Here is a 15,026-nt window from a genome sequence, read left to right on the forward strand (position 1 = left end):
CGGTCCGGAATTCGTCGGCGAGGATGTGCGGGTGATCCCGACGACGATCCCGCACGGCCGGACCGCCCGACGCCTGGAGTGGGTGCACCTGCCGCCGCACATCAGGGCCGCGGTCGAGTCGCGGTTGGGGTCGCCCGTGGTGGAGTCGGAGTCGCGGACCTCCGGGTTCACGCCGGGCCTGGCGTCGGTGCTCGTGTGCGCCGACGGGTCGCGGCACTTCGTGAAGGCGGCCTCGACGGTCGCACAGAAGACGTTCGCGGGCGCCTACCGCGAGGAGGCGCGCAAGCTGCGCCTGCTGCCGCCCGCGGTGCCGGCGCCACGGCTGCAATGGGTGCACGACGCGGACGACTGGGTCGTCCTCGGCTTCGAGTACGTCGACGGCCGGCCGCCGGGTCGTCCGTGGACGGCGGCGGACCTCGCCGCGGCCTCCGCGATGGTGGTCGAGACGGCCGGGCTGCTCACCCCGGCGCCCGCCGGGATCGAGACCGCCGCGGAGGCGTTCGGCGACTGGCCGGCCCTCTGGGAGCGGATCGACGATCCGCACGCAGCCGAGTGCCGGGCGCTGACGGTGCGGTTCGAGGACGTCGTCGCCGGCGACACGCTCGTCCACTGCGACCTCCGGGACGACAACCTGATCATCCGAGCCGACGGCTCGGTCGTCGCCTGCGACTGGAACTGGCCGGTCGTCGGCGCCGCCTGGCTGGACTCGCTGTTCCTGCTGATCGGGCCGCGCGGGGACGGACTGGACGTCCAAGCACACCTCGCGGACCACCCGATGCTGTCGAGAGTCGACCCGGAGGCCATCGACGTCGCCCTCGCCCTGATCCTGGGCTACTTCGCTGCGAGCGCCGCCCTGCCGGTGCCGACCACGTCGCCGTACATCCGCGACGTCCAGGGCTGGCAGCGCGACGTGGTCCGCGACTGGCTGGCGGAGCGCCGGGGCTGGTGACCCACGGATTTGGGTGGGGAATCCCGGCGCTGTTAGCCTTGTCCGTCGCGTCAGGGCGCGCTGTCCGCATGCCCGTCGCACTCCGGACCTGACCAGAATCCTCGATCCTCCGGGATCCCGAACACCAAGAGGCGTAGCACACGTGGCGAACATCAAGAGCCAGATCAAGCGGAACAAGCAGAACGAGAAGCGCCACGAGCGCAACAAGGCGGTCAAGACCAGCCTGAAGACCGCCGTCCGCAAGTTCCGCGAGGCCGCCGAGGCCGGCGACAAGGACCAGGCCGTCGAGCTCGGCAAGACCGCCAACAAGATGCTGGACAAGGCCGCCTCCAAGGGCGTCATCCACAAGAACCAGGCCGCCAACCGCAAGTCGGCGATCGCCAAGAAGGCCGCCTCTCTCTGACCTTCACCGGCTCCGGTCCGGAGTCACGCCGAGTCGGCAGAAACTTGAGCCAAGTTTCTGCCGACTCGGCGTTTTTTCACCGGTCGCGGAAGGACGAGATGGTCAGGACCAGGCGCTCGAGGGTGTAGGACGCGTCGCTGGCGGCGCCCTTGAGGTCGGCGTCGGCCAGGGCGACCGCGCGGATCGCGCGGCCGAGGCCCTGCTCGGACCAGCCGCGCGCCTGGGCGTTGAGCGACTTGGCCTTCCAGGCGGGCATCCCGCCGTCCCGGTTGCCGGCGACGTGGTTGGCCAGCGAGCGGACCTGTCCGGCGATGGCCGACAGGATGTAGACCTCGGAGGTCCCGGCCTCGATGGACCAGCGCAGCTCGCGCAGCGCCAGCTCCCGCTTGCCGGCGAGGATCGCATCGGCGATCTCGTAGTTCTTCACCTCGGCGCGGCCACCGAAGTAGCGGCGCACCTTCTCCTCGGTGATCCGCTCCCCCGGGAAGTCGTTGGTGAGCTGGTCGACGGCGGCGGCGAGCGAGCGTAGGTCGTTGCCGACGGCGGCCACGAGGACCTCGGCGGCGTCCTTGTCCAAGGTGGCGCCCAGCCGCCTGGCCTCGCCGGTGGCGAAGCCGCTCATCTCCCAGGGCTTGACCTCGGCGGTCTTGACCTCGGTCACCGTCGGGAGCTTGCGGAGCTTCGCGAGGACGCCGCTCCCCTTCGGCCCACCGCCGTGCACCAGCACCAGGGCGACCTCCTCGGCAGGCTGGGCGGCGTAGCCGAGCAGCCCGTCCACGGACTCGTCGGGCAGGTTCTCCAGGCCGCGGACGACGACGCAGCGCACCGCCGAGAACAGTGAGGGCGCGGACAGCTCACCGAGGGTGGCCAGGGTCAGGTCGGAGGCGTCGGCGTCGGAGACCTCCGCCTCGGCGTCATAGGCCTTCACCACCTGGCGCACCTCGTCGACGGTGCGCGCGGCGAGGAACTCCTCCTTGCCGGTCAGCAGGGCGACCCGTCCCAGCACGTCCTCGGCCCGCATGGCGCAAACCCTGCCACACCCTCCCGACACGTCGGCGCAGCCCCGATCAGTGCGCCCGGACCAGCTCCGGGCCGCCGTCCGGGCCGACGACGACGGCCACGCTGCCGTCCTGGTCGGTACGGCCGACGTCGGTGTGCTGGGCCGCGAGGAGGTCGAGCAGCGACTCATCGGGGTGGCCGTAGTCGTTGTCGACGCCCACCGACACGACAGCGACCCGCGCATCGAGGGAGGTGAGCCAGTCCCGGTCCTGGTAGCGGCTCCCGTGGTGCGGCACCTTCAGCACGTCGACGTGCAGGCCGGGCAGCATCGCGGCGATCTGCTCCTGGCCCGGCGGTTCGACGTCGCCGCCGAGCAGCAGCCGGATCCCGTGGCTCTCCACGAGCAGCACCACGCTGGCGTTGTTGGCCGAGCTGCCGTCGCCCGCGCCCGGCACCGGGCCGGCGACGTCGGGCCAGAGCACCTGGAAGCGGACGTCGCCGTACGTCATCGACTGCCCGTACGGCGCCATCGCCACCGGCACGCCCGCGTCGTCGGCGACGTCCCTGACGAGTGACACGCCCTCGGGTGGGTCGAGGACCGGGCTGGTCTCGATGGCGCCGACCCGACGGCCCCGCAGGACCCCCGCGAGCCCGTCGACGTGGTCGGCGTGGAAGTGGGTGAGCACGACGAGCGGCACCTGCCGGACCCCGAGGCGGTCGAGGCACCGGTCGACCGGGGCCGGGTCCGGGCCGGCGTCGACGACGATCGCCGAGCCGGACCCGACGGCGAGGGCGAGCGCGTCGCCCTGCCCGACGTCGCACGCGACGAGGACCCAGCCGTCGGGCGGCCAGTGGCCCGGCCAGAACGGGACCCGCCCCGGCACTCCCAGCACGACGACCACCAGCAGCAGCGCCGCGCTCGCCCCCACCAGCGGGTGGCCCAGCAGCCACGGCAGCAGCAGCCCCAGCGCGACGCAGACGACCACCAGGACCGCCAGCGCCACGACGCCGCTCCCCCAACCGATCGCGGCCCCGGGGAGCCCGGCACCGCGCTCTGCGACGACGACCAGCCAGGCCACGCACCATGCGGCGCCGGTGCCCACCAACGACGCCGCCCACGGCCACACCAGCCCGACCAGCCCGGCGACGAGCCCGAGCACGGTGGCGGGCCCGACCAGGGGTGCGACGAGCAGGTTCGCGACGACCGCCACCAGGCTCACCTGGCCCGACAGCCCGGCGATGACCGGCGTGCATGCGAGCTGCGCGGCCAGCGGTACGGCGACCGCCTCCGCGAGCGGCGCGGGCAGCCAGTGCCCCAGCGCCCGCTGCAGGCCCGGTCCGAGCACGACGATCCCGGCGGTCGCCAGCGCCGAGAGGGCGAAGCCGGGCGAGACCGCCAGTGCCGGCTGGACCAGCATCAGCACGACCACGGCGACCCCCAACGCGCGCAGGCCCCGGCGCCGCCCGTCCGCACCGAACGCGAACAGCGCCACCACACCCATCACCGCCGCCCGGAGCACGCTCGGCTCGGTGCGCGCAAGGAGGACGAAGCCGACGATCCCGAGCAGGCCGACCAGGTGCAGCCACCGCCGGCGTACGCCTGCCAGCCGCGCGATCGTCAGCAGGAACCCGACGACCAGGGTGAGGTTGGTGCCGGAGACCGCCGTGAGGTGGGTCAGCCCGGTGGTGCGGAAGTCTTGCTCCACCTCCGCCGGCAGCGCCGCGTCGTCGCCGTCCACCAGCGCCGGGACGAGGCCGCGCTGGGCGTCGGGGCGATGCGCCACGGACGCCCGGATCGAGGCTCGTACGGCGTCGGCCGCCCGCCACCACACGTCCGGCCCCCTGATCAGCACCGGCGGCCGGGCCCCGGTCACCAGCGCCACCGTGTCCGGGTCGTCGGCGGGGCCGAGCCGGCCCTCGACCGCGACCCGCTCGCCGAGCGCGACGCGCCGCCACGCCGGATCGCCGAGCACGACCACGCTGCCGCCGACGTCGTACGTCGTCGCGCGGGCCGACGCCGCATGCACCTGCAGCCGCACCACCACCTGGTCGCCCCACTGCCCGCTGATCGTGCGCGGGTCCGACACCACGGTCGCGTCGAGCTCGGCGACCGCACGCTGCTGCGCCCACGCCTCCAACGGGCTCGCGGCGACCGCGGTATGCCGCAGCACGACGCCGGCGAGCACGGCGGCCGCGACCAGCAGCAGACCGGTCGCCAGCCGGAGCCGTGCCCGGTGCTGCTCCGTGCCGGCGCGCCACGCGCCCGCGGCGGCGACGACCACCCCGGCTCCCAGGAGCGGCACCAGCCGGTCCGGCCAGGGCGCGGGCAGGTAACCGACGAGGCCGGCCAGCCACGCCGCCGCACCGAGTGCCGGCATCCGCCAGTCGTGGGTCACGCGGTTCGCTTAACCTTCGGCGGGTGACGAGCTACAGCAGGCCCGAGATCGCGCGGGGAGCCCTCGGCGCACTCCTGGGGATCGCGGTCTCCGGCGCGACCGCGAAGCTCGTCCCCGGCGGGTCGGACCTGCTGCCGTTCCTGGTGGCTCCGATGGGTGCGAGCGCGGTGCTGCTGTTCGCCGTGCCGGCGAGCCCGCTCGCCCAACCGTGGCCGGTGATCGGCGGCAACCTGGTGTCGACGACGATCGGCCTGACGGCGCACTGGCTGGTTCCGGACGTGCTGCTCGCGGCGGCCGTCGCGGTCGGCGTGGCGATCGGCGTGATGATGCTCCTGCGCTGCCTGCACCCGCCTGGTGGCGCCTGCGCCCTGCTGGCGGCGACGGCGACGCCGGCCGTCTATGACCGCGGGCTGGTGTTCGTGGCGGCCCCCGTGGCGGTCAACACGCTGGCCCTGCTGGCGATCGGCATCGCGGTCAACAACCTGTCCGGGCGTCGCTACCCGCACCGGGCGGCCGTGGCCCCGGGCGGGCCCGCCGCCCAGCTCGGCCTGGCCACGCCGGACATCGAGGAGGCGATGCGGCGGCTCAGCCAGCGCCTCGACGTGCTGCCCGAGGACGTGCTCGCCCTGGTCCAGGACGCAGAGACGCACGCGCTGGACCGGCGGCTCGGCTCGCTCCCCGTCGAGCGGATCATGCTCACCGACGTCGCGGTGGTCCAGCCGTTCGAGTCGATCTATCGCGCCCGGACCGCGATGGTGCAGCACCAGGTCAAGACGCTGCCCGTCGTCGACCAGGACCGGCACGTCGTCGGCATCATCTCGATCATCGACCTGTTCACCCGCGACATCGTCGAGCTCGAGCCGGTGGAGTCGATCATGCGGCGCGACGTCACCACGATCCACGCCTCCACGCCGGTGGCCGAGCTGGTGCCGCTGATGACCCAGGAGGGTTTCAAGAACGTGCCCGTCGTCGACGACGACGACCGCCTGGTCGGGATCATCACCCGCGGCGAGCTGATCGCCGTACTGCACCGGGCGCTGCTGGGCGCCGACGGCGCCGCCACCGCCTAGCACCGGTCAGACCGTCACGTACGGCGTCACCTGCGCGAGCGTGGCCTCGCCGATCCCGTCGACCTCGAGCAGCTCGTCGACGGAGGTGAAGCCGCCGTGCGCGTCGCGCCAGGCGATGATCGCCTGCGCCGTGACCGGCCCGACCTCGGGCAGCGACTCCAGCTCGGCCTCCGTCGCGAGGTTCAGGTTGACCAGCGCGGTCGGCCCGGAGGGCGCCGCAGATCCCCCGGGAGCCCCGGACGCCGCGGCCGGCGGTGCCACCGCGGGCTGGCCGACCACGATCTGCTCCCCGTCCACGAGCAGGCGCGCCAGGTTGAGCGAGGCCAGGTCGATCCCCGGTCGCGCGCCACCGGCGGCCTTCACGGCATCGACGACCCGGGCACCGGCGTCGAGGACGACGATCCCCGGCCGGCGCACCTTCCCCGTCACGTCGACCGTCACCTGCGCACCGGCCGACCCCGTGCCGGCCGGCCCCGAGGCCGCCGCGGACGCGGCCGTCGCCGTGGACGTCGGCTGCGGCACGAGGGGCGAGGCCTCGGCGACGGGGACCGCCTGCACCGGCTGGGCATGGTCGCGCGCGACCCACCACGCGGTGGCGGCCAGCCCGACGGCCGCGAGCACGGCGACGACGGCGACCTGCGCCGCTCCGAGAGCCGGCAGCGCCGGCGTCGCCGGACGCCAGGCCGGAGAGCGCCTCCGCCGCGCAGCGTGCCGGCCCGGCTGCGGGAGCCCCGCCGGCTCCGGCGGGTCCGGGTCGGGTGCCAGGGCCTCCTTCCACGCGGCGGCGGGCGACTGCGCCACCCGCGTGTGGTCGGCCCACCAGTCCTCGCGCGGCCGGGTGTGGTCGTCCGACCCCGCCGGCGGCGCGCCCCCGAGGTCCGCGGTCAGCTGCGCCAGCCGGCGCGCGGCCGCCTCGGACCACGCGGCGTCCGTGCTTCGTCTGCTGCGCATGCCGGGAACCTAGGCAGCCGGTCCGGCACGCGCACCGAGCCCGTGTCAGCCCTGTGGACAACGCCGCAGCAGCGGCGCCCTGTGCACGCTTCCTGGCCCGTCCTCGGCGAGGGGTCAGGGGAGGTCGGGACGCGGGGAGACGCAGACCGCGAGCATGCCGGGGCCGACGTGGGCGCCGAGCACGGCGCCTAGCTCGGCGCACCGGATCTCGCGGCCCTCGAGCTGGCCGGCGAGCCGCTGGCCGAGCCGCTGGGTGAGCTCCTCGGCGCGCTCGGCGCTGGCCATGTGGGCGACCGCCAGGTCGACGGGGCGGTCGCCGGCCCGCTCGACGGCGAGCTGCTCGAGCCGGGCGATCGCCTTCGTCGACGTCCGTACCTTCTCCAGCGGCTTGATCACGCCGTCGACGATGCTGAGCAGCGGCTTGACCGCGAGCGCCCCGCCGAGCAGGGCGCCGGCCGCGCTGACCCGGCCGCCGCGGCGGAGGTACTCCAGGGTGTCGACGTAGAACAGCGACGACGAGGCCGCGGCGCGCGCCCGAGCGGCCTCGGCGGCGGCGAGCCGGTCTCCCCCGGCCGCGAGCACGGCGGCGGCGGTCTCGACGGCGTACCCCGTCGCCGGCCCGACCTCGCGGGTGTCGACGCAGGTCACCGGCACCGTGGCCGACCGCGCGGCGAGGTGCGCCGACTCGAAGGTGCCGCTGACGCGGCTGGACAGGTGCACCGACAGGATCTGGTCGGCGCCGGTGGCCGCAAGCCGGCGGTAGACGTCGCCGAACACCGCCGGTGCGGGTCGCGAGGTGCTGACCGCCCGCTTCTCCTTGAGGGCGACCGCCACCCGCTCCGAGGTGACGTCCGCGGCGCCCTCGTCGTAGGACACGTCGTCGACGACCACCTGCACCGGCACCACCTCGACGCCGAGCCGCTCCGCGACCTCCGGCGGCAGGCTCGCGGTCGAGTCGGTGACAATCGCGGTGGTCACACCTCAACCACCGACGACGACGTTGACGAGCTTCGGCGCACGCACGATCACCCGGCGCACGTCCCGGCCGTCGATCGCACGGACCACGTCCGGATCGGCCAGCGCGACGGCCTCCAGGTCGGCGGCGGTGATGTCGGGGGCGACCTCCAGCCGCGCCCGCACCTTGCCCTGGATCTGGACGACGGCGGTGACCGAGTCCTCGACCAGCAGCTCGGGGTCGACGGTCAGCCACGCCGCCTGCGCGACGGACGGCTGGTGGCCCAACCGCTCCCACATCTCCTCGGCGGTGTACGGCGCCACCAGCGACAGCAGGATCGCGACGGTCTCGGCGGCCTCCCGGACCGCGGGGTCGGCCGGACCGCACCCGCTGTCGATCGCCTTGCGGGTCGCGTTGACCAGCTCCATGACCCGCGCCACGACGACGTTGAACCGGTAGGACTCCAGCAGCTGCTCGGCCTCGTGCACCGTCTTGTGGGTCACCTTGCGCAGCGCGACGTCGCCGCCCGTGGCCGGCGTGCCCGGCTCCGAGGTGACGTCCCCGGACAGCCGCCAGGCGCGCTGCAGGAAACGCAGGGAACCCGCCGGCGACACGTCCGCCCAGTCGATGTTGTCCTCGGGCGGGCTCGCGAACACCAGCGTCAGCCGTACGGCGTCGACGCCGTACTCCGACAGCTGGTCGCCGAGGCTGACGCCGTTGCCCAGCGACTTGCTCATCTTGCGGCCGTTGTTGACGACCTTGCCCTGGGACAGGTACGCCGAGAACGGCTCGTCCCAGGTGATCAGGCCCATGTCGCGCAGCGCCTTGGTGAAGAACCGCGAGTACAGCAGGTGCAGCACCGCGTGCTCGTCGCCGCCCAGGTAGAAGTCGACCGGACCCCATGCCTCGGCCAGCGCCGGGTCGAACGCGCGGTCGTCGTCGTGCGGGGACAGGTAGCGGAAGAAGTACCACGACGAGTCCACGAACGTGTCCATCGTGTCGGTGTCCCGCTTCGCCGGGCCGCCGCACGTCGGGCAGGTGACGTCGACCCACTCGGCCGCGGCCCCCAGGGGCGAGGTGCCCTTCGGCTTCAGGTCCGCACCGCGCAGCTCGGGCAGCTCGACCGGCAGCTGGTCCTCGGGGACGGCGACCTCGCCGTCGACCGGGCAGTGGATGATCGGGATCGGCGCGCCCCAGTAGCGCTGCCGCGACAGCAGCCAGTCGCGCAGCCGGAAGTTGATCGTGCCGTTGCCCAGGCCCTTGCTCTCCAGCCACGCGATGATCGTCGACTTCGCCTCGGGCACGTCCATGCCGTTCAGCGACACCTCGTCGTTGGCCGAGTTGATCGCCGGGCCGGTGCCGGTGAACGCCTCGCCCCCCGAGGACTCGAAGTCCGCGGGCGGCTGCACCGTCCGCACGATCGGCAGGTCGAAGGCCTTCGCGAAGTCCCAGTCACGCTGGTCCTGGGCCGGGACGGCCATGATCGCGCCGGTGCCGTAGTCGGCCAGCACGTAGTCGGCCGCCCACACCGGGATCCGCTCGCCGTTGACGGGGTTGACGGCGTACCGCCCCAGGAAGACGCCGGTCTTCGGACGCTCGGTCGACAGCCGGTCGATGTCCGAGGCCTTGCGCACCTCGTCCAGGTAGACCTCGAACGCCTCGCGCTGCTCCGGCGCGCAGATCTCCGCGGCCAGCTTGGCGTCGGCCGCGACGACGAAGAACGTCGCGCCGAACAGGGTGTCCGGCCGCGTCGTGAAGACCGTGACCGGGCCGTGGCCCTCGACCTCGAACACCACGTGGGCGCCCTCGGAGCGGCCGATCCAGTTGCGCTGCGAGTTGACGACCTTGCCGATCCAGGTGTCCTGCAGGTCATCCAGCCGGTCGTACAGCTCCTGCGCGTAGTGCGTGGTCTTGAAGTACCACTGCGTCAGCTCCTTCTTGGTGACCTCGGCGCCGCACCGCTCACAGGTGCCGTCGGCCAGCACCTGCTCGTTCGCCAGCACGGTCTGGTCGTTGGGGCACCAGTTGACCGGGCTGTTCTTCCGGTAGGCCAGCCCCTGCTCGCGCAGCTTCAGGAACAGCCACTGCGTCCACTTGTAGTACTCGGGGTCGGACGTGTGCAGGCGTCGCGACCAGTCGAAGCACAGGCCGTAGCGCTTCATCGACTCCAGCTGGGTCTCGATGTTGGCGTAGGTGTACGTCGCCGGGTGCTCGTCGTTGCGGATGGCCGCGTTCTCCGCGGGCAGGCCGAAGGAGTCCCACCCCATCGGGTTCAGCACCTCGAACCCGCGGAACCGCCAGTAGCGCGAGATCACGTCGTGCAGGGCGAAGACCTCGGCGTGCCCCATGTGCAGGTCGCCGCTCGGGTAGGGGAACATCGTCAGCGCGTAGCGCTTGGGCCGCTCCCCCGCCAGCACGGCGGCGTCGTCGGCCCGGAACGGGTCGAGCTTCTCCCAGACGGGCAGCCACTTCTCCTCGACCGCGTGGACGTCGTAGGACCCCGGCTCGGTCCGCTCCTGCTCGCTCATCGCTTCGTCTCTCTCCATCGTTCCTGCTCCGGACACACAAAAGCCCCTCGCAGGGAGGGGCGGCCGCGTCGACCCGACTGGATCGTCGACGCGGCTAGGGAAGAAGCAGGGTCACTCGCACCCCGCCATGATATCGCACGAATCCGCCCCTAGAGTCGCCGCATGACTGTCACCGATCTGTTCCGGCTCGACGGCCGGGTCGCCGTCGTCACGGGTGCCTCCTCCGGCCTCGGCGTCGCCTTCGCGCAGGCGCTGGCCGAGGCCGGCGCCGACGTCGTGCTCGGCGCGCGCCGCGCCGAGAAGCTCGCCGACACCGCCCGACTGGTCGAGGCCGCCGGGCGGCGGGCCGTCACCGTCGCCACGGACGTGAGCGACCCGGAGTCCTGCACCGCGCTCGTCGACGCCGCGATGGCCGAGCTGGGGAAGGTCGACGTGCTGGTGAACAACGCGGGCGTCGGCACCGCCGTCCCCGCGACCCGGGAGACGCCGGAGCAGTTCCGCCAGGTGATCGACGTCAACCTCAACGGCTGCTACTGGATGGCTCAGGCGTGCGGCCGGGTGATGCAGCCGGGCGGGAGCATCATCAACATCTCCTCGATCCTCGGCATCACCACCGCCGGCCTGCCGCAGGCGGCGTACTCCGCCTCGAAGGCCGGGCTGATCGGGCTCACCCGCGACCTGGCGCAGCAGTGGACCGGTCGCAAGGGCATCCGGGTCAACGCGATCGCGCCCGGGTTCTTCGAGAGCGAGATGACCGAGCAGTACCCCGAGGGCTACCTCGAGCTGATGCGCGGCCGGATCCCGATGGCCCGCAAGGGCGACCCGCAGGAGCTGGCCGCCACGGTCGTGTTCCTCGCCTCGGACGCCGCCGGCTACGTCACCGGCCAGACCTGGGCGGTCGACGGCGGGCTGACGATCACCTGAGGTACGGCGTGCGCCCGAGCGCACGCCGTACCCGGGTGTAGGTCAGCCGACGACCGTGTAGGAGGTGGAGGCTGCGACGCCGGTCTGCGCGCCGGTCGTCTTCACCTTGTACTTGCCGAGGGTTTTCATCGGGAGCTGGGCGGAGGCGCTCCCGACGGTCAGCTGGAGGTCGAGCGTCTTGCTGTAGCCGTTCGGCCCGGTGACCTTCACGCTCGCCCGCCGATCACCCTCGAACCCGGTGAGGTTCAGCGTCACCTTCTTGCCCTTCCTCACCTTGGCCGGGGTGGCGGTCACGGCACCGTCGGAGCTGGCGTCCGCCGGGTCGTCGACCAGGCCGAGGCCGTCGCGCATCGTGAAGTAGAGGTCGGTCTGGTCGGTCAGGCCGACGACGTTCGCCGCGTAGGGGCCGTAGCCGGCGAGCCGGACCTGGGTGCCCGTGTGCTGCTGCGAGCCACCGGTGTCGGCGGTGCCGTAGGAGATCGTCATCGGCGCTCCGTCGGCAGTCATCAGCGTCGTGGTGAGGCCCGGCGGGACCGTGGCCGGCGACGCGGGGTTGATGTCCTCCGGGTTGATGATCTGGCTCGAGTGGCCGTGGTCGGCGGTGAGCAGGACGAGGGTGTTGCCGTCCTGCTTCGCGAAGTCGAGCGCCACCTGGACGGCCTCGTCGAGGTCGACGGTCTCACCGATCTGGCCACACGGGTCGGCCGCGTGGTCCTGCTTGTCGATCGAGGCCCCCTCGACCTGGAGGAAGAACCCGTTCGGGTTCTCGAGCAGGTCGATCGCCTTCTGGGTCATGTGCGCGAGGCTCGGCTGGGCGGCGGGCCGGTTGGGGTTGTCCGTGCAGGTGGCGGGCGGGTCCGCGTAGCCGCCGTGCTTGGCGATCGGGCCCGTCCAGCGCACCGGCATGTTGCCCGGAGCGAACAGGCCGAGCAGCGGGTGCTCCTGGTCCGCCTCGGTCACGGCGTCGAGGCCGGCCTGGTCGGTCACGGTGGTGAAGCCGCGAGCGGCCGCCTGCGCGGTGAGGGTCTGGCCGGCGTACTCGCCGGTCGTGGCGCTCGCACCGAACCACTTCGCGCCGCCGCCCATCAGCACGTCCGGGCGCACCTGGAGCTGCTGCTCGGTGATCGAGTAGGTGTCGTTCGGGCAGTTGTTCATGCCCTTGGTGACGGTGCCGCCGTTGTTCAGGCCGGGCTGGTAGCAGCCCCGGTCGGCGACGTGGGCGGTCTGCACGGCCGGGGTCGCGTCCTGGATCTCGGCGGTGGTGACGTCACCGGTCTTGAGGCCGTTGACCTTGGCGAGCTCGAGCAGCGTCTGCTGCGGGACGCCGGAGAGGTTCTCGCTGATCGCGCCGTTGTAGGTCTTGGTGCCGGTCGACCAGCCGGTGCCCGACGCGGCCGAGTCGGTCACGTAGTCCGGCTTGCCCTGGTAGGGGCCCGACTTGTGCAGGGCGTAGGTCGTGTAGGACCCGGTCATCGGCAGCTCGTCGATCCCGTCGAAGTGCCCGGCGGCGCCCTCGGCGTAGTTGCGGGCGACGGTGATCTCCGAGTCGCCCATGCCGTCGCCGATCAGCAGGATCACGTTCTGCGGGTGGCCGCTCCTCACCTCGCTGCGCACGGAGGCGGTCTGGTCGCCGTCCAGGCGACGGGCCGCGCCCTTGAGGGTGAGGTCGGCCGGGGTGTCGGAGTCGCCGGAGGCGAGACCGGCGGTGACGAGCACCCCGCCCGCGACCAGGGTCGCGGTGACGAGGCTGAGAGTCCGGGCGCGCTGGGAGGCGCCGAACGATCGGGGCATCGGGTGTCTCTTTCCTGAGGGTGGGCACGAACACCCGAAGCCGATCAGTGGCGGGTGAACCCAGCCGGTTGCCCCGGTGTCGGGCGGGCGAAGCCGAGGCAGGCACCTGGTGGCGCGTCAGGCTCCGAACGCCGGGGCCACGAGCAGCGCCATCCGCTTCGCCAGCTCGTCCCCCGCCGGCGGCGGCATCGTGACGAGCCCGAGCGCCAGCCGGGCCATCAGCGTGGCCGCGGCCTCGACCGTCGCGGCGTCCACGGTCGGCCAGCGCCCGGCCAGGCCGGCAGCCAGCCGCTCGGCGATCCGGTCCAGCAGCGGGCCGCTGTCCGCGGTCACGATCCGCACCAGGTCGTGGTGGGCCTCCCCGGACTGGACGCGCCGGATCAGCGGGTCCTCCGCCGCGCCGGTGAGGAACAGCTGCATCGCGGCCTCGAGGGCGGCCAGCGGCTCGGGCTCGGCGGCGAGGAGGTCGTCGACGGCGTCGCAGTAGGCCTCGGCCATCGCGAACGTGTACGCCTCGGCGAGCCCGCGCCGCGAGCCGAAGTCGTTGTAGAGCGTCTGGCGGCTGACGCCCGCCTTCTTCGCGACGGCCTCGAGGGTCACCTCCGCCCACGGGTTCTCGAGCAGCAGCTCGCGGAGGGCCGCGAAGACGGCCTCCCGGGTGCGCCCTCGGCCGCGCGACCTCGCCATGGCCGCCACCCTAGTGCGGCGGCAGCGGGATCACGGTCAGCCCGTGGCGAGCACGAGGACGACGACGGCGAGCGCGACCACGCCGACGGCGGCGGACATCGCGACGAGCAGGTGCGGGCGCGCGATCGGGGCGGCCCGGCCCTCGCCGATCGCGACCTCGACCGCGCGCCAGCGGACGCAGGCGAGCACGGCGCACACGCCTCCGCAGAGCGCGAGCACGCAGCCCAGGACGCGCACGACGGCCGTCGGCCACGGCACGTCGACGACGGCCAGCCCGGCGGAGGCCGCGAGCAGGGCGAGCGCCGTCCGGATCCAGGCCAGGAAGGTGCGCTCGTTGGCCAGGGAGAAGCGCGGGTCGGGTGCCTCGCTCACCAGGTCACCTCGTGGCACTGCCGGGTCGGGGCGGTCTCGGTCTGGAGGGTGGCGTGCTCGATCCGGTGCTGTGTCGCCAGCACCGTCTGCGCGCGCAGGAGCACGACCTGGGCGTCCGCGCCGCCGGCGAGGACGAGGTGGGCGGTCGCGACGTGCATGCCGGAGGTCAGCGTCCAGACGTGCAGGTCGTGCACGCCGCCGACGCCCTCGACCGCCTCGAGGTCGGCGACGACCTGCTCGAGCTCCATGCCCTCCGGTACGTGCTGACCCAGTACGGCGAGCACCTGCCGGCCGAGCAGCACCGCGCGCACGGCGACGAACAGCCCGATGGCCACGGCGACGCCGGTGTCCCACCAGGCGCTGCCGGTGAGGGCGACGAGGACGCCCGCGGCGATCACGCCGAGGCTGCCGACCGCGTCGGCGACGACCTCGAAGTAGGCGCCCCGCACGCTGAGCGCCTCGGCGGCGCCCTCGCGGAGCAGCAGCATCGAGACGACATTCACCGCGAGTCCCACCACGCCGACGACGAGCAGCGCGCCGCTGCCGACCTCGGCCTCCGACCCGATCCGGCCGACCGCCTCGACGACCACGTAGACCGCGACGCCCAGCATGACGAGCACGGTGAGCCCGGACGCGAACACCTCGGCCCGGTAGGAGCCGTAGGTGCGCCGGCCGGTCGTGTCCTTCCTGGTCGCGATCCGGGTCGCGACCAGCGCCGCGCCGAGGGCCACGACGTCGGCGGCCATGTGACCCGCGTCGGAGATCAGGGCGAGCGAGTCGGCGAGCAGGCCGGCGACGACCTCGACGACGAGGAACGCGGCGACCAGGGCGAAGGTGACCGCGAGCCGCCAGCGGTAGCGACCGGCGGCGTGGCCGGGCGCCACCCCGTGCCCGTGGCCCGCACCCATTCCCCGAGTCTCCCAGATGGCCGGAGGCTCGAAGATGCGTGCCGCGCCGCCACCTGCAACATGCCCACGGCCGTCCGCGCCGCTCGTTACCGT

The 15,026-nt window shown here is 73.3% G+C and carries 13 protein-coding genes; 4 read left to right on the plus strand and 9 right to left on the minus strand.

The annotated features are described in order from the left end of the window. Positions 1-31: 31 nt before the first annotated feature. The gene (locus tag ABD709_RS17100; RefSeq protein WP_344777626.1) at positions 32-949 is read left to right on the plus strand and encodes a phosphotransferase family protein; all 918 of its coding nucleotides are present in this window, start codon (positions 32-34) and stop codon (positions 947-949) included. A 142-nt stretch (positions 950-1,091) separates the two neighbouring features. Beyond that, complete coding sequence (gene rpsT, locus ABD709_RS17105) at positions 1,092-1,352, plus strand: 30S ribosomal protein S20 (protein ID WP_344777628.1); 261 nt, start codon at positions 1,092-1,094, stop codon at positions 1,350-1,352. A 76-nt stretch (positions 1,353-1,428) separates the two neighbouring features. On the opposite strand, the gene holA is transcribed toward rpsT, so the two are convergent. Continuing rightward, positions 1,429-2,373 carry a DNA polymerase III subunit delta gene (gene holA, locus ABD709_RS17110; RefSeq protein WP_344777630.1) on the minus strand — a complete coding sequence of 315 codons (945 nt, stop codon included), beginning with the start codon at positions 2,371-2,373 and terminating at the stop codon, positions 1,429-1,431. A 46-nt stretch (positions 2,374-2,419) separates the two neighbouring features. Then, entirely contained in the window at positions 2,420-4,747 is a 2,328-nt protein-coding gene (locus tag ABD709_RS17115) for a ComEC/Rec2 family competence protein (protein WP_344777632.1), read from the minus strand. Between the two features lie 23 nt (positions 4,748-4,770). Between ABD709_RS17115 and ABD709_RS17120 the strand changes: the two genes are divergently transcribed. Continuing rightward, positions 4,771-5,817 carry an HPP family protein gene (locus ABD709_RS17120; RefSeq protein WP_344777634.1) on the plus strand — a complete coding sequence of 349 codons (1,047 nt, stop codon included), beginning with the start codon at positions 4,771-4,773 and terminating at the stop codon, positions 5,815-5,817. Positions 5,818-5,823: 6 nt separating this feature from the next. Here the strand turns inward: ABD709_RS17120 and ABD709_RS17125 are convergent, their stop codons facing one another. The 3 genes from ABD709_RS17125 to leuS form a co-directional block, all read right to left on the minus strand. Further along, positions 5,824-6,768, minus strand: coding sequence for a helix-hairpin-helix domain-containing protein (locus ABD709_RS17125; protein WP_344777636.1), 945 nt, complete (start codon positions 6,766-6,768; stop codon positions 5,824-5,826). A 114-nt stretch (positions 6,769-6,882) separates the two neighbouring features. Continuing rightward, positions 6,883-7,746: a DegV family protein gene (locus ABD709_RS17130; RefSeq protein WP_344777638.1), complete on the minus strand. Its 864-nt coding sequence runs from the start codon at positions 7,744-7,746 to the stop codon at positions 6,883-6,885. A 3-nt stretch (positions 7,747-7,749) separates the two neighbouring features. Beyond that, positions 7,750-10,251, minus strand: a complete 2,502-nt coding sequence (gene leuS / locus ABD709_RS17135) for a leucine--tRNA ligase (protein WP_344777683.1) — start codon at positions 10,249-10,251, stop codon at positions 7,750-7,752. Positions 10,252-10,413: 162 nt separating this feature from the next. Between leuS and ABD709_RS17140 the strand changes: the two genes are divergently transcribed. Then, positions 10,414-11,175, plus strand: coding sequence for an SDR family NAD(P)-dependent oxidoreductase (locus ABD709_RS17140; protein ID WP_344777640.1), 762 nt, complete (start codon positions 10,414-10,416; stop codon positions 11,173-11,175). A gap of 42 nt (positions 11,176-11,217) precedes the next feature. Here ABD709_RS17140 and phoA read toward each other — a convergent pair whose 3' ends face one another. From phoA to ABD709_RS17160, 4 genes are all read right to left on the minus strand, one after another. Next, a complete protein-coding gene (gene phoA, locus ABD709_RS17145) occupies positions 11,218-12,966 on the minus strand; it encodes an alkaline phosphatase (RefSeq protein ID WP_344777642.1) in 1,749 nt (582 codons plus the stop codon). Between the two features lie 117 nt (positions 12,967-13,083). Next, positions 13,084-13,653: a TetR/AcrR family transcriptional regulator gene (locus ABD709_RS17150; RefSeq protein ID WP_344777644.1), complete on the minus strand. Its 570-nt coding sequence runs from the start codon at positions 13,651-13,653 to the stop codon at positions 13,084-13,086. 36 nt (positions 13,654-13,689) lie between these two features. Continuing rightward, positions 13,690-14,025, minus strand: a complete 336-nt coding sequence (locus tag ABD709_RS17155; protein WP_344777646.1) for a YidH family protein — start codon at positions 14,023-14,025, stop codon at positions 13,690-13,692. Continuing rightward, a complete protein-coding gene (locus tag ABD709_RS17160) occupies positions 14,022-14,933 on the minus strand; it encodes a cation diffusion facilitator family transporter (protein WP_344777648.1) in 912 nt (303 codons plus the stop codon). The genes ABD709_RS17155 and ABD709_RS17160 overlap by 4 nt, the downstream gene beginning before the upstream one ends. Positions 14,934-15,026 lie beyond the last annotated feature (93 nt).

It is taken from the genome of Nocardioides panacisoli (assembly GCF_039537325.1).
Lineage (GTDB): Bacteria > Actinomycetota > Actinomycetes > Propionibacteriales > Nocardioidaceae > Nocardioides > Nocardioides panacisoli.

Bases quoted from the DNA above. Each gene is read 5' to 3' on its own strand.
- ABD709_RS17150 (WP_344777644.1), bottom strand. From the start codon at position 13,653: ATGGCGAGGTCGCGCGGCCGAGGGCGCACCCGGGAGGCCGTCTTCGCG.
- ABD709_RS17125 (WP_344777636.1), bottom strand. From the start codon at position 6,768: ATGCGCAGCAGACGAAGCACGGACGCCGCGTGGTCCGAGGCGGCCGCG.
- ABD709_RS17160 (WP_344777648.1), bottom strand. From the start codon at position 14,933: ATGGGTGCGGGCCACGGGCACGGGGTGGCGCCCGGCCACGCCGCCGGT.
- leuS (WP_344777683.1), bottom strand. From the start codon at position 10,251: ATGAGCGAGCAGGAGCGGACCGAGCCGGGGTCCTACGACGTCCACGCG.
- holA (WP_344777630.1), bottom strand. From the start codon at position 2,373: ATGCGGGCCGAGGACGTGCTGGGACGGGTCGCCCTGCTGACCGGCAAG.
- ABD709_RS17140 (WP_344777640.1), top strand. From the start codon at position 10,414: ATGACTGTCACCGATCTGTTCCGGCTCGACGGCCGGGTCGCCGTCGTC.
- phoA (WP_344777642.1), bottom strand. From the start codon at position 12,966: ATGCCCCGATCGTTCGGCGCCTCCCAGCGCGCCCGGACTCTCAGCCTC.